This is a genomic window from Cyclobacterium sp. L-R, from assembly GCF_056859355.1.
Genome location: NZ_JBSXOH010000096.1, coordinates 86,954 through 100,548, shown reverse-complemented (window position 1 = coordinate 100,548; position 13,595 = coordinate 86,954). Strand labels below are relative to the sequence as shown.

The 13,595-nt window shown below is 38.9% G+C and carries 13 protein-coding genes; 5 read left to right on the top strand and 8 right to left on the bottom strand.

Features of this window, described 5'->3' with window-relative positions:
* Nucleotides 1-200: 200 nt before the first annotated feature.
* From AC13EX_RS21695 to AC13EX_RS21685, 3 genes are all read left to right on the top strand, one after another.
* The gene (locus AC13EX_RS21695) at nucleotides 201-1,571 is read left to right on the top strand and encodes a TrpB-like pyridoxal phosphate-dependent enzyme (RefSeq protein ID WP_482894308.1); all 1,371 of its coding nucleotides are present in this window, start codon (nucleotides 201-203) and stop codon (nucleotides 1,569-1,571) included.
* A gap of 19 nt (nucleotides 1,572-1,590) precedes the next feature.
* Complete coding sequence (locus tag AC13EX_RS21690) at nucleotides 1,591-2,520, top strand: amidohydrolase family protein (protein ID WP_482894307.1); 930 nt, start codon at nucleotides 1,591-1,593, stop codon at nucleotides 2,518-2,520.
* 78 nt (nucleotides 2,521-2,598) lie between these two features.
* Nucleotides 2,599-4,020 (top strand): Gfo/Idh/MocA family protein, encoded by a 1,422-nt coding sequence (locus AC13EX_RS21685; protein WP_482894306.1) that lies wholly within the window; start codon nucleotides 2,599-2,601, stop codon nucleotides 4,018-4,020.
* A gap of 56 nt (nucleotides 4,021-4,076) precedes the next feature.
* Here AC13EX_RS21685 and AC13EX_RS21680 read toward each other — a convergent pair whose 3' ends face one another.
* From AC13EX_RS21680 to AC13EX_RS21670, 3 genes are read right to left on the bottom strand one after another with little or no spacing between them, the layout of a single operon-like run.
* Nucleotides 4,077-5,117, bottom strand: a complete 1,041-nt coding sequence (locus tag AC13EX_RS21680) for a vWA domain-containing protein (protein ID WP_048640750.1) — start codon at nucleotides 5,115-5,117, stop codon at nucleotides 4,077-4,079.
* Complete coding sequence (locus AC13EX_RS21675) at nucleotides 5,110-6,012, bottom strand: hypothetical protein (RefSeq protein ID WP_482894305.1); 903 nt, start codon at nucleotides 6,010-6,012, stop codon at nucleotides 5,110-5,112. The genes AC13EX_RS21680 and AC13EX_RS21675 overlap by 8 nt, the downstream gene beginning before the upstream one ends.
* Nucleotides 6,005-6,883 carry a DUF58 domain-containing protein gene (locus tag AC13EX_RS21670; RefSeq protein WP_482894304.1) on the bottom strand — a complete coding sequence of 293 codons (879 nt, stop codon included), beginning with the start codon at nucleotides 6,881-6,883 and terminating at the stop codon, nucleotides 6,005-6,007. The genes AC13EX_RS21675 and AC13EX_RS21670 overlap by 8 nt, the downstream gene beginning before the upstream one ends.
* Nucleotides 6,884-6,989: 106 nt before the next feature.
* On the opposite strand from AC13EX_RS21670, the gene AC13EX_RS21665 reads away from it, so the two are divergent.
* Entirely contained in the window at nucleotides 6,990-7,340 is a 351-nt protein-coding gene (locus tag AC13EX_RS21665) for a DUF4296 domain-containing protein (RefSeq protein WP_482894303.1), read from the top strand.
* The gene (locus AC13EX_RS21660) at nucleotides 7,341-9,734 is read left to right on the top strand and encodes an endonuclease MutS2 (protein WP_482894302.1); all 2,394 of its coding nucleotides are present in this window, start codon (nucleotides 7,341-7,343) and stop codon (nucleotides 9,732-9,734) included.
* Nucleotides 9,735-9,771: 37 nt separating this feature from the next.
* Here the strand turns inward: AC13EX_RS21660 and AC13EX_RS21655 are convergent, their stop codons facing one another.
* From AC13EX_RS21655 to AC13EX_RS21635, 5 genes are read right to left on the bottom strand one after another with little or no spacing between them, the layout of a single operon-like run.
* On the bottom strand, nucleotides 9,772-10,197 hold the full coding sequence (locus AC13EX_RS21655; protein WP_482894301.1) for a nuclear transport factor 2 family protein: 426 nt from the start codon (nucleotides 10,195-10,197) through the stop codon (nucleotides 9,772-9,774).
* 20 nt (nucleotides 10,198-10,217) lie between these two features.
* The gene (locus tag AC13EX_RS21650) at nucleotides 10,218-10,697 is read right to left on the bottom strand and encodes a hypothetical protein (protein ID WP_482894300.1); all 480 of its coding nucleotides are present in this window, start codon (nucleotides 10,695-10,697) and stop codon (nucleotides 10,218-10,220) included.
* A gap of 44 nt (nucleotides 10,698-10,741) precedes the next feature.
* Nucleotides 10,742-11,377 carry an ABC transporter ATP-binding protein gene (locus tag AC13EX_RS21645; RefSeq protein WP_482894299.1) on the bottom strand — a complete coding sequence of 212 codons (636 nt, stop codon included), beginning with the start codon at nucleotides 11,375-11,377 and terminating at the stop codon, nucleotides 10,742-10,744.
* A 1-nt stretch (nucleotide 11,378) separates the two neighbouring features.
* Nucleotides 11,379-12,158, bottom strand: a complete 780-nt coding sequence (lpxA, locus tag AC13EX_RS21640; RefSeq protein WP_048640742.1) for an acyl-ACP--UDP-N-acetylglucosamine O-acyltransferase — start codon at nucleotides 12,156-12,158, stop codon at nucleotides 11,379-11,381.
* Complete coding sequence (locus AC13EX_RS21635; protein ID WP_048640741.1) at nucleotides 12,155-13,549, bottom strand: bifunctional UDP-3-O-[3-hydroxymyristoyl] N-acetylglucosamine deacetylase/3-hydroxyacyl-ACP dehydratase; 1,395 nt, start codon at nucleotides 13,547-13,549, stop codon at nucleotides 12,155-12,157. Before AC13EX_RS21635 ends, lpxA begins: the two co-directional genes overlap by 4 nt.
* Nucleotides 13,550-13,595: the final 46 nt, after the last annotated feature.

Sequence of the window (13,595 nt, the reverse complement as noted above, 5' to 3'; positions counted from 1 at the left end):
AACCCGAAATATGCAATAGACAATCTATTAAGTGCTGAAATCGCTTCAAAATCAGCCACTTCCTTGCTGATTTCAATTTACCCATAGCGGTGCTATGCTAAAATCTCCAAACAGCCTGATTTTCTTGCGATTGCAACACTTATCACGAATTCTATTACATAATCCGAGTTAAAATTAGTCACCTTTTATTAATTTATTAAATGAAAAACCGAAAAATTAACTTAGAAGAAAGGGAAATACCAGAAAACTGGTACAATATCATTGCGGATATGCCTAACAAGCCATTGCCGCCATTAAATCCAGGAACCATGGAACCACTTGGGCCTGAAGCTTTGGCTCCTTTGTTTCCAGAGGCCTTGATCAAACAAGAGATGACCACTGATAAGTGGGTCTCGATTCCTGATGAAGTTAGAAATATGTATTCCATATGGAGGCCTACTCCAATGTACAGGGCTTATGGTCTGGAAAAAGCTTTAGATACACCTGCAAAGATTTATTATAAATATGAAGGAGTCAGTCCTTCGGGTTCTCATAAGCCAAATACGGCTATTCCCCAAGCTTATTACAATAAACAAGAAGGGGTAAAAAGAATAACCACGGAAACAGGTGCAGGTCAATGGGGTAGTGCTTTGAGCTTTGCTTGCCAGCATTTTGGGATTGAATGTGATGTTTATATGGTTAGACTTTCCTATAATGACAAGCCATATAGGAAAATGATGATGAATACCTGGGGGGCTAATGTATACCCATCTCCATCAGACAGAACCGAAGCCGGAAGAAGAATTCTGGCAGAGCATCCAGATTCTCCAGGAAGTCTTGGTATTGCTATTTCGGAGGCAGTGGAAATGGCTGCTACTAGGGAGGATACAAAATACGCTCTCGGAAGTGTCCTTAACCATGTGAAATTGCACCAAACTATTATAGGACTAGAGGCCATCAAGCAGTTGGAAAAAGCAGGTAGTGATATGCCCGATATTGTTATTGCTCCATTTGGTGGAGGATCAAACTTCGCGGGGCTTTCTTTTCCGTTTTTAAGATTAAACTTAGAGGGGGGGAAAAATATCCGTTGTATAGCGAGTGAGCCCTCATCTTGCCCTAAACTTACTCGAGGAGTTTTTAGATATGACTTTGGAGATACAGCAGGTATGACACCATTATTGCCAATGTATACACTTGGACATGATTTCATCCCAGCCCCTATTCACGCAGGAGGCCTTAGATACCACGGTGCAGGCGTGATTGTTAGTCAATTGCTAAAAGATAAGCTGATTGAAGCCCAGGCGCATGACAACCTGGAAATATTTGAAGCAGGTGTACTTTTTGCAAGGTCGGAAGGTATTATTCCAGCTCCTGAAGCCAATCACGGTATTGCCACAGCTATCAAAGAGGCCAAAAAGTGCAAGGAAGAAGGTGTTTCCAAAACCATCTTATTTAATCTTTGTGGACATGGGAATTTTGACATGAAGGCCTATGATGATTATTTCTCTGGTAAAATTAAAAGTCATGAACTTAGTCAGGAAGAGATAGATAAATCCATTGCAAAATTAAATACTCCCGAAATCCCTGCTTAAGGGAAGTGGAATTCACTAGATGGATAGGAGAACATTTATGAAAAAAGGAGGCTTAGCCTGTGGCGCATTGGCACTGCAGGATAGTGCTCCTTTTTTAGATTTACAGCACTTAGATAAGGATAAAATCCCTTTGATAGATACCCATCTTCATTTATGGGATTTAGGTCATTTGGATTACCCCTGGTTGAAAAATCCTGAAAATCCCCTTTCTCGAAATTTCTTAATAGCAGATTATCACGAGGCAACTGCAGGATTGCCAATAAAGAAAATGGTATTTGTAGAATGTGGGCGCGCACCAAACCAATACTTACAGGAGGTAGATTGGGTGCTGGGAATTCAAGAAAAAGACAAGAGAATTGCAGGAATGGTAGCCTATTTCCCCTTAGAAAAAGGAGCTTCTGGTCTGAGGGAAATGGAAGCTTTGGCCGAAAGAAAAATTGTAAAAGGTATTCGCAAAGCTTTTATGCCTAATCATAAGGCATTTTTAGAAGGGGTGAAATTGCTTAGCAGGTTTGGATGGTCTTATGATCTCAATATTCGTACAAAGGATCTTCCAGCTGCATATGTGTTTGCCAAAGCTCACCCTGATCAAATTATAGTTTTGGATCATATTGCAAATCCTGATATTGGAAACAATGAATGGCAAGACTGGAGGAAAGGCATCTCAGCCTTTTCTAAATTGGAAAATGTGTCCTGTAAAATTTCAGGAATGCTAACCAAAACAAATCCCTCAGAGGAAAGTATAGATCAAATGAAACCCTATTTTGAAACTGTTTTAGATGTATTTGGTATGGATAGAGTACTCTTTGGGGGAGATTGGCCGGTTTTATTAAGGGCTGCAAGTTACCAAAAATGGGTACATGACTTTTATGAAATGGCCCATGCCCTGACACCAAATGAAAAGCAAAAACTATATCACCACAATGCCAAACAAAAGTATAAGCTCTAAGGGGTTAAACTTTAATTAATATCCAAAAAGGAAATTATAGATAGTTTTTTTATATTTATTTAATCAAAAAAATTAACGATGCTTGAAAAACCAAATAATAATAAAACTCCTGATTCAAGGAGGGATTTCATTAAAAGTTCTTCCTTAGCAGCAGCGGGATTTTTTATTGTCCCAAGGTTTGTGTTAGGAGGTAAAGGACATGTGGCGCCAAGTGACAAGGTAAATGTTGGGATGATAGGGGTAGGGGGCAAAGGAAGGCAAAATGCCCAAGACTTGATGAAGTTAGATGATGTACAAATTACTGCTATAGCTGATCCTGCTGAATACTGGGACTTGGCTAATTTTTACTACAAGTCCATTGCAGGTAGACATCCAGTAAAACGAATGGTGGAAGACCATTATGAAGATAAAACCGAGAATTTTAAGGTAAATGAATACCTGGATTTTCGTGAAATGCTTGAGAAGGAAAAAGGCTTGGATGCAATTTGTTGTTCTACACCAGACAATACTCATGCTGTTATTACTTATGCTTCTATGAAGTCTGGAAAGCATGTCTATTGCGAAAAACCACTTACACATAATATATGGGAAGCCCGGATGATCAAAGACCTTACTAAGGAGACTGGTTTAGCTACTCAAATGGGAAATGTGGGGCACAGCACTGATGGTATTCGACAGACAGTAGAATACCTAAGAGCAGGTGTCATAGGAGAAGTAAAAGAAACTCACTCTTGGGTACCCGCCTCAAGGTGGATAGATGAAATGCAAGCAGTACCTACAGCCAATACCCAAAAACCTCATGGTTTTGACTGGGATCTTTGGCTTGGACCTTCTGCAAATAGACCTTTTCATGAATGGTATACTCCTGTAACATGGAGAGATTTTTGGGATTTTGGTTGCGGTGCTTTGGGGGATTTCGGATGCCACGATATGGATGCTGCTACTTGGGCTTTTGAACTTGGTCACCCGGATACCATTGAAGTTTTTCCTGCGGGATTCAGCAATGAAAATATCGCTCCATATGGTGAAATAGGCTACTATAACTTCCCGGACAATAATACTGGTAAACCTATACAGCTAACCTGGTATTCCGGAGGGCTCAAACCACAGTTGCACCAATATTTACCAGAAGGCTACAAGTGGCCTTCCAGAGCTACATTATTCGTTGGAGATAAAGGAATAATTGTGAATGGTGGAGATCGTGTACCTCATGTTTTCCCAGAGAGCTTGGCAGCAAATATGAAAAAACCTAAGGAGGTAATCCCTAGATCAAAAGGTCACTTTAGAGATTGGGTGAACGCAATTAAGGGTGGTCCTGCGGCGAGTTCTAACTTTGAATACGGGGCTCACTTGACAGAAATCACCTTATTAGGGGTGCTTTCCCTTAGGATGAAAGGACAGAAAATCAATTGGGATGCTAAGAACCTCAAAGCAACTGGAATAGGAGAAGCTGATCAATACATTAAAGAACCAGTAAGAACTGGCTGGGAGATGAGTTGATAACCCACTCTTCAATAAAAAAACCGACTTAGTAATAAGTCGGTTTTTTTATTGTTTTAATCCAAGAGGAAGTTATTGAAAAACGTACTTTTTAAAGCCATCCAAACAAAGAAAAAGAGTATGCCCCAAATGAGGTATGGTCTATAGTAATCCATCGTTTCCTTGTATCTGGATTCTATGATTTCAGCTTTTTCTAATTCATCTATTCGCTTAAATATATTTTCCAGGGCTTTGTCATCAGAAGCTCTAAAGAATTCAGCTTTTGTGATTCTGGCTATATTTCTTAATGTTTCCTCATTGAGGTAACTTTCGATCATTTGTGGCCGCCCAAAAAAATCAGTTCCATAAGGTACCATTCCGTCTTTACCGACAGCAATGGTATAGATCTTAACATCCATAGCTTCGGCTAACTGAGCGGCAAAAACTGGATCAACATTACCGGCGTTATTGTCACCATCACTAAGCAATACCATTACTTTGGATTTGGCTTCAGATTCTCTCATTCTGTTGATACCTGTAGATACCGCGCTGCCAATGGCCGTACCCTTGGCATCCATCATATTAAAAGTAATACTGTTGACCAAATCTGTCAGAAGTTCGTAATCTGTAGTAAGAGGAGCTAGGGAGAATGCTTCACCGGAGAATATTACCATTCCAATTCTGTCAGCAATTCTACCATTGATAAAATCTATGGCCGTTTCTTTGGCAGCTTCCAATCTATTGGGAGTGAAGTCCTGTAAATCCATGGATTCGGATATATCCATTACCAACATGATATCAATACCTTCAGTATACTGTTCTACTTTTTCATTGGTGCGCTGAGGTCTTGCAAGTGCAATCACCACCATCCACAACGCGAGAAGAAAGAAAAACGATGGAATGAGGCGCAGGTAGGTCCAAGGATTGTTGGAAGCAACAATTTTAGGAAGAGATAGTTCTAATACTGGTTTTTTCAGCAGTTTTATAAACTTTCTGATTAATAACACTATTGGAATGATCCATATTAAATGAAGCAAGGAATAGTTTTCCCACTCAAAGCTTCGGAGGGTTTCTGGCGTAAACCAACTCCAAGAGAAAAAGGAAGAGACATCAGTCATGATTGTAAATTTTTTCTATTTTTTCTTCCAATAGACCTTCTGATATTTTTAATAAATTATCACAGGCTTCCCGAATATTATCATCTACCCGATTGGCATATATAATCAGTTCGATTTTTCTAAAATCTTTTATTATTTCAGGTTTATTCAGGTGGATGGAAATTTCAGTGGAGGTCCACTCCTTATAGGGCAGTCCCGTTAAATTCTCCAAATAATTTTTCCACAAACCTAATAATTCATCAGCTTTCTTAATGTCCGGTTGCTGAACAAGGTCATTCATTGAGTTATCCCAATTGGAGATGAAATTGCGCCATTTTTTTCTTTCTCTATAGGCTTTCCACCGATTGAATACTCCCTTACCAAATATGACGAAAGCAAGTACTAGTAAGATTACCAGAATCAAGACGCCAATGATTAAATAAGGGTAATTGAATGCCTGAGGAATATTTAAATAGCTATTGTTCTCTTCAAAGGCCAACTCCTCGGGTATCTCATCAATGGTAAGGGTAAGCGCTAGGTTAGCAGCTGGAGGGAAATGGCTGATGCTGTCATAATTCAATACTTCATATACAGGCATTCGAAAAGCTTGCACGGAATCCAATGAAAAATTAGATATCCAATAAACAGCACTGTCTAAACTAATACTGTCCTCCGAATAGGAAGAAAATATTTGTTTGTCCAAATACTCAAAGTTACCAAAGTCATAGGTTGAGTCTGGAAATATTACAGGCAAATCACTTGGGTAGCGTGATTTTAAAACATAGCCTACCCTTTCACCTAATTTTGCAGAATCCTGCAAAAAATATCCCTCTACTACAACATCCTGGGCTTGAGCCAAAGGAATAGATGAGATAAGAAAGATAACTAAATAACATAGTTTTACTATTCTATCCACGTTTCATGGTTTTATTTCTCAACTTAAATAATTCCATCAAAGGTAGGACGATGTCTTGATCTGTGGCTATCTGTAGGTAATTGATCTGATTTTTTTTGCAAAAATCTTTAAGTTGCGCCCTGTCAGAAGTAAATGAGGTGGCGATTTTTTTCGAAAATCCACCAAATGCAGTATTTACCCAGGTGGTTTTACCCTCTTCTTTATCAAAAACAGGTATAATCCCTAGGGATGGTAAAGCAGATTCTATTGGGTCTGTCATTTGTAATACCACTAAATCATGTTTGAATGCCAGGGCTTTTAAAGGTCTTTCGTAACCTTCATCAATAAAGTCAGAAATGACGAAAAGAATTGATCTTTTCTTAATGAGGTTAAGACAAAATGTAAACATACCATTAAGGTCTGTCTTTTTTGATTTGTTGTCTTTGCTAAAGATCCCTTTTATAACCTTCACCGCCTGTCGAGTTCCTTTTCCCGGAAGGATGATACTTTCTTTTTGATCTGAATAACCTATTAGTCCTACCTGTGAACCGTCATGTATGGATGCCAAAGTCAATACACCGGCAATTTCTTTTCCAAGGTCGATTTTTTTACGCACTTTACTGCCAATATCTTGAGATCCGCTTACGTCCAAAAGGAAGTAGACGCTTTGATCTTTGTCCTCTTTAAACGTTTTAACAAAAGTGCCATGACCTTTTGCTGAAACTTTCCATTCTATGGTTCTTACATCGTCACCATACTGATAGGGGCGAAGATCATCGAACTCCAGCCCAGCACCTTTGAAAATAGACTGGTGATCCCCCTGAAGGTGACTATTAGCCACTTTTCTGAGTAGAATTTCATATTTTCTTAGCTTTTTTAACAGTTGGTTCATCTTTATTTTTTAATCAGAGGCCTAATTTAGCAGTCTCATTCGAATAATAAAACGACTTAGCCTTTACTTATTGCCAATTTTAAAAGGAATTAGGTAATTTTGGAATGTGAAACACCTATATATAGCTTTTGCTTTTCTTTTCGGGACGATCTCTTGTCATGAAAATGAAGGATCAGACAACATCTTGTCAGAGGATGATATGGTCAATATCCTTGTGGATATACATCTGACAGAGGGGTTTGTGCAGTCTCTCTCCATTCCATATGACTCTACTAAAATCCTTTATCCGATTTTAGAAAGACGCATTTTTGAAAAACATGGTATTCCTGATTCAGTTTACATTAAAAGTCTGGAATATTATTTGAGAGATGCTACCAAAATGGAATATTTATATGAACGGGCAATTGATTCATTGTCAGTTAAAGAAAAAGAAGCACAGCAAAACCTACAACCATAAATGAAATTGTATCCTGATAATTTGGAGGAAAAGATTGACTTTGATAAGATCAAAGATTTAATTAGACAAGAATGCACAGGTGTTCTGGGTGCTGACTTTGTTAAAAAAATAGCTTTTTCTAAGGATCGACGATTACTCAATAGATTGCTCACGCAGACTGAGGAATTCAGACAGATTTTAGTCTCGGGAGATCCTTTTCCTAGCAATAACTATATTAATATCTACCCTTACCTCAATAAAGCCAAGATTGAGGGGACTTTTCTTTTTGAAGAGGACTTTCATGAAATTCGCCTTGGGCTCAAAACCCTTGCGGGATGTGTACTTTTTTTTAAGAAAAATGCAGAAGAATATCCTCAACTGCATCAGTTACTTGGGATGGTAGAGGAGGATATACCATTGGAGTTTAGTATAAATAAGGTACTTGATGACAAAGGAAAAATAAAGGACAATGCCTCCAAGGAGTTAAACATTGTCAGAACCCAGCTTGCTTACGAAGAGAACAGAATTCGCAAGGTTTTGGATAGTATCTATAGATCTGCAAAATCGCAAGGGTTTACTCCTGAAGATGCCTCTATTACTATTCGGGGAGGCCGAATGGTGATCCCTGTACTGGCGGAGTATAAAAGGCGCATTAAGGGGTTTATCCATGATGAGTCTGCAACTGGGCAAACGGTATACCTTGAGCCAGCAGAAGTTTTGGATATCAATAATGATATCAAGGACCTCTTGTACATGGAACGAAGAGAAGTTCAGAAGATTCTCACAAAGCTAACTGATGAACTTAGAGCATACATTCCGACCCTGAGAAGGGCCTTTTATTTTCTTGGAATGATTGATTTCATTAGAGCAAAAGCCAAGTTTGCCATTAAAATTAATGGGATTAATCCGGAAATGGTTAAGGAGAGGGAGATGTCTTGGATAAAAGCAAGGCATCCATTGCTGGAAATGTCCCTGAAACAGCAACAAAAAGAGATTGTGCCGGTTACCATTAAGCTGGATCCGAATAACCGTGTTTTGGTTATTTCAGGCCCCAATGCAGGTGGTAAATCAGTCACACTTAAAACAGTTGCACTTGTTCAGTTCATGTACCAGTGTGGTTTGCTTGTTCCAATGGAACCCAAATCTAAATGTGCTCTTTTTGATCAATTTTTTATGGACATAGGGGATGAACAAAATATAGAAAATGATCTAAGTACATACAGTTCACACTTGATGAACATGAAGCACTTTACCTTTTATGCCCATAAGAAAACCTTGTTCTTTATTGACGAATTTGGGACAGGAACTGAACCTCAGTTTGGAGGAGCGATAGCAGAAGCCATTTTGATTGCATTAAATAAGTCTGGTGCTTTTGGATTGGTGACCACTCACTACGGTAACCTAAAGCAATTGGCCTCAAAAAGTCAGGGCATGGTAAATGGAGCAATGAGGTTTGATGTAGATCGGCTTGAACCGTTATATGAACTGGAAATAGGAAAGCCGGGAAGTTCTTTTGCCTTTGAAATTGCAGGGAAAATAGGTATTCCCAAAGAGATCGTTCTTCATGCCAAAGCCCAGATTGGAGAGACGCGTGTGAGGTATGACAAGTTGCTTTTGAAAGTGGAGAGTGAGAAAAGTAAATACGAAAACCTTTTGGCTGAGGTGGAGCGTAAAGATAGATTGCTGGCGATTAAACTTAGGGAATACAATTCGTTGAAAGCAACCCTGGACAGTCAACAAAAGGTCATTTTAAATGAAGCAAAAGCGCAAGCCAAGGTATTACTAGATGATACCAATAGGAAAATAGAGAATACGATACGATCGATTAAAGAGTCTCAAGCCAATAAGGAAGCGACCAAACAAATAAGGAAGGAACTGGATGAGCATAAAGAGGCCATAAAGCCAGAGAAGAAGCCAGTTGAGCGCAAAGAAACCATCAAGGTGGTTGGTGGCACCATAACAGCAGGAGATCAGGTTAGGATCAAGGACAATGGCGCCTTGGCTGAGGTGTTGGAGATTAAAGGAAAGCAAGCTTCCGTTACCATTGGGGATCTCAAATCTACAGTGAAGTTAAATCGATTGGAAAAAATATCAAATACTTCTCTTAAAAAGGAAAAGAAGGCAATAGCGAAAAGAATAAGCTATGATACCTCTTCTAAAATGGCCAATTTTTCACCTAACCTGGATATCAGGGGTAAACGAGGGGAAGAGGTTTTTATGTTGGTTCAGAATTTCATTGATGATGCATTTATGCTAGGCATCAATGATGTAAAAGTAATCCACGGTAAAGGGGATGGTATTCTTAGAGAGCTTACCAGGAATCTCCTTAGAGAATCATCTTCAGTAGCCGGGTTTTCGGATGAACATGCAGATAGAGGAGGTTCAGGGGTAACATTGGTGCAGTTTAAAGATTAAAAGCACCTTTTATTGCTACCCCTCAGCCTCAGCTAAATTATCTTTTGTATGCTTGGCGGGCAAGTAAAATCCAGGATTTTCCTTTCTTATGCCATACAGTTAATACACCAAGATTCACAGGTGCTGGACCACTGCCTTTGTTGAGTGTTTTTCCAATTAAAAAATGCCTTACTAAAGCAATTTTACCAGTAATATTTACTGTTTGATTTTCTATATTAATTTCAGTAAAATTGGAATTTCCGGAACTAAGTGCTTCAATGAATTCACTTTGATTTTCCAGAAGACCATTGGAGTGGCCATAGGATAAATTTGCATCTGTGATTTTTTCTAGGCGGGAAGCATCGCCTGCCACCATTGCATCCACCAATTCAGAAACGGCCTTTTCTACTGCTACTATTTGTTTGTCCTGAGCCATTAATGCTGTTGAGCTAAGGAAACATAGGATAAAGAGATATTTATACATATTTAATTGGGTTTGTTAGTTTAATTTAAAATTGTCAAATCAATGACATAAAAGCCTGCAAGGGCATTTACTCTCGCGTTTTGAGGAGCAGGAACTACAAACTCCAAACGCAATTTGTCTTGGTTTACGGTAAAAGAAATCTCCTTATTTGATGCTGGTTGTATGCCTGAAAGGATGATTTTGTCGTAGTTATCTCCTGAAAATGCCCAGTTTCCATTCGTGTCAAAAAGCAGATTACTGTTTTTTGCAGTGTAGGTTTTCCCAGCATTGTTAGCAATAAAGCGAATTTCAAATCCATCGAAGTCGTTGGTTACAATTATACCATCTTTAGAAATTGAACCTCCATTGTCCAATGACCAAGTTTGACTACCACTTGCACCAGCCAATTTTTCAATTGCGATTTCTTCAGCTGATTTTTTTGGATCTTCAGGGTCAGTTCCTGTACAAGCTGTGAAAGCAAAAAAAATAAAAATCAAATAATACTTCAAAACCGTTCTCATATCTCTTGTCCTTAAAAAGTAAAATTAATCATTTCCCGATTTTATCAAAGGGTTCGCTTTAGTTTATAATCCTCAATTGAAATAATATTTTCGCAAAAATCGAATTCTCTTTTATCATTTGAAGCAATAAGTACGCATTTCTCGCTACCATATTTTTGCATCAAATCCCTGTACCAGTTTATTCCTCTTTCATCGAGGTTTGAGGTTGGTTCGTCTAATAGCAGTAATGGTGCGTCAGAGAAAAAACAAATCCCCAATTTTAAACGTTGTTTCATTCCAGATGAAAAATAACTTATGGGTTTATTAAGGGAGTTCTCAAGGTACATTATTTCTATTAGTTGAGGGATGTCTATCCCCTTAATTAAGTTTTTGAACCTGAAGTGAAAATTTAAAAATTCCTTTAGTGACAACTCTTCTGGGAACTCCAGATAAGGTGCACTAATGGTAAGGTGCTTGTATATATCTTCTTCTAAGATATTTTTATTAAATTGAGTGAAGCTCAATTTTCCTTCAGTAAGGGGCATTTGGGAAGACAAACATTTCAATAATGTAGATTTTCCTGAACCATTACTTCCGATAATAGCCGTTTTTTTACCAACAGTGATGTCAAGATTTAGATTTCTGAAGATCCACTCACGCTGAAATTTCTTTCCCCCTCCCTCCAGTTTTACTGATAACATACTATTGAATGTATCCTTTCATTACACCTCTTTCAGAGGAACGAATAAAATTGACTATTTCATCCCGTTCTTTAGTGGCAGGAAGGTTGATTTCTATCTCTTCCAAAGCCCTGCTATTGTTCCAACTGTTTAAAAAGAGGAATCGGTAAACTTCTTGAATTTCACTGATGGTTTTGCTTTCGAACCCTCTTCGTCTCAATCCCAGTGAATTAACCCCAGCGTAACTCAAAGGTTCCCGCGCGGCTTTAGTAAATGGAGGTACATCTTTTCTTACCAGAGATCCACCAGAGATCATGCTATGCATGCCAATCTTAACAAACTGATGTATGGCACTGCTACCTCCTACAAAGGCCCAGTCGTCGATGGTGACATGTCCTGCCACTTGAACCGAGTTTGCAATAATTACACGATTTTGGATTAGACAGTCATGGGCTATGTGTACATAGGCCATTAACAAACAGTTTTCACCAATTTTGGTGGTTTGCTTATCGGCTGTTCCTCTATTAATTGTGACAAACTCTCTAATAGTGGTATTGTCTCCAATTTCTACCAGAGATGATTCACCACTAAATTTCAAGTCCTGAGGGATAGCAGAGATCACTGCACCAGGGAAGATCCTACAATTCTTACCTATTCTGGCTCCAGGGTAGATGGTTACGTTAGAGCCAATCCATGTGCCATCTCCAATTTCTACATCGGGATGTACAGACGAGAAAGCTTCTATTGAAACATTTTCTCCCAAACGGGCCTTTTCACTTATTTCGGATAGTTTACTGATCATGCGTCTTTTCTTACAATGCTGGCAGTCATAATGGCTTCACAAACCAAGGCATTACCTACAAAGGCCTCCCCCTTCATTTTAGCTATACCTCTACGGATTGGATTTAATAATTCACACTTGAAAATCAATGTATCACCGGGTAGAACCATTTTCCTGAACTTACAATTTTCAATGCTTAGGAAATAAGTCCAATAATTTTCAGGATCTTCAACAGTACTCAAAACGAGAATACCTCCTGTTTGGGCCATGGCCTCTACCTGTAGAACGCCAGGCATCACAGGATTATTAGGAAAATGTCCCATAAAAAAAGGTTCGTTGATGGTCACGTTTTTAACGCCTGCCACCACTTTATCATCAAGATAAATGACCTTGTCTAATAGTTGGAATGGGTACCTATGTGGTAGAATATTGCTTATTTGATTGATATCCAGTACCGGAGGGGATTTGGGATCATAATAAGGGATATGCATAGGGCCTGCTTTTTCCATCGCACGCTTTATTTTCTTCGCAAAGGCAACATTGGCAGCATGCCCAGGTCTGGCAGCTAATATTTGTGCTTTGAGTGGTCGCCCTACTAATGCAAGATCACCGATCACATCCAAAAGTTTATGTCTGGCTGGCTCATTTTTATACCTTAATTCCACATTGTTGAGTATGCCCTCTTTCTTGACCTCTACCTTTTGTTTGTTAAACATTTTAGCAAGATTGGCAAGTTCAGCCTCCTCTACTATTCGGTCTACCACTACAATGGCATTGTTGAGGTCACCCCCTTGAATCAGGTTGTTTTTATAGAGCATTTCTAGTTCATGTAAAAAGCAAAATGTTCTACATGATGCGATTTCATGGCGAAATTGGCTGATATCAGTAATTGAAGCGTGCTGACTGCCCAATACAGGAGAGTTATAATCAACCATTACTGTTACCCTAAAATCGTCCAATGGCAATGCGGCCATCTCTACTTCTCGGGCACTGTCTTTATAATGGATGCTTTCCGGAACTTCAAAAAACCTTCTTAAGGCATTTTGTTCCTCTAGGCCGGCATCTTCTAGTATGTTAATAAATTGAATGCTACTTCCATCCAAAATTGGAGGTTCAGGGCCATTCAGCTGAATAAGAACATTGTCTATTTCCATCCCTACAAGTGCTGCCAAAACATGCTCAACAGTAAATACCCTTGCACCGCCTTGTTCCAATGTGGTTCCTCGAGAAACGTCAACAACATTGTCCACATCCGCATCAATGATAGGCTGTCCTTCCAGATCCATCCTTTGGAATTTATATCCATGGTTAGGGCTGGCTGGTAAAAAGGTCATGTTAGCTACAATTCCTGTGTGTAAACCTACACCGTTCAGGGTAACTTGTTTTTTTATGGTATGCTGTTTTACTTTCATTAAAATAAATAACTATTTACTTGAGGTGGACCAATTCAGACTGCGA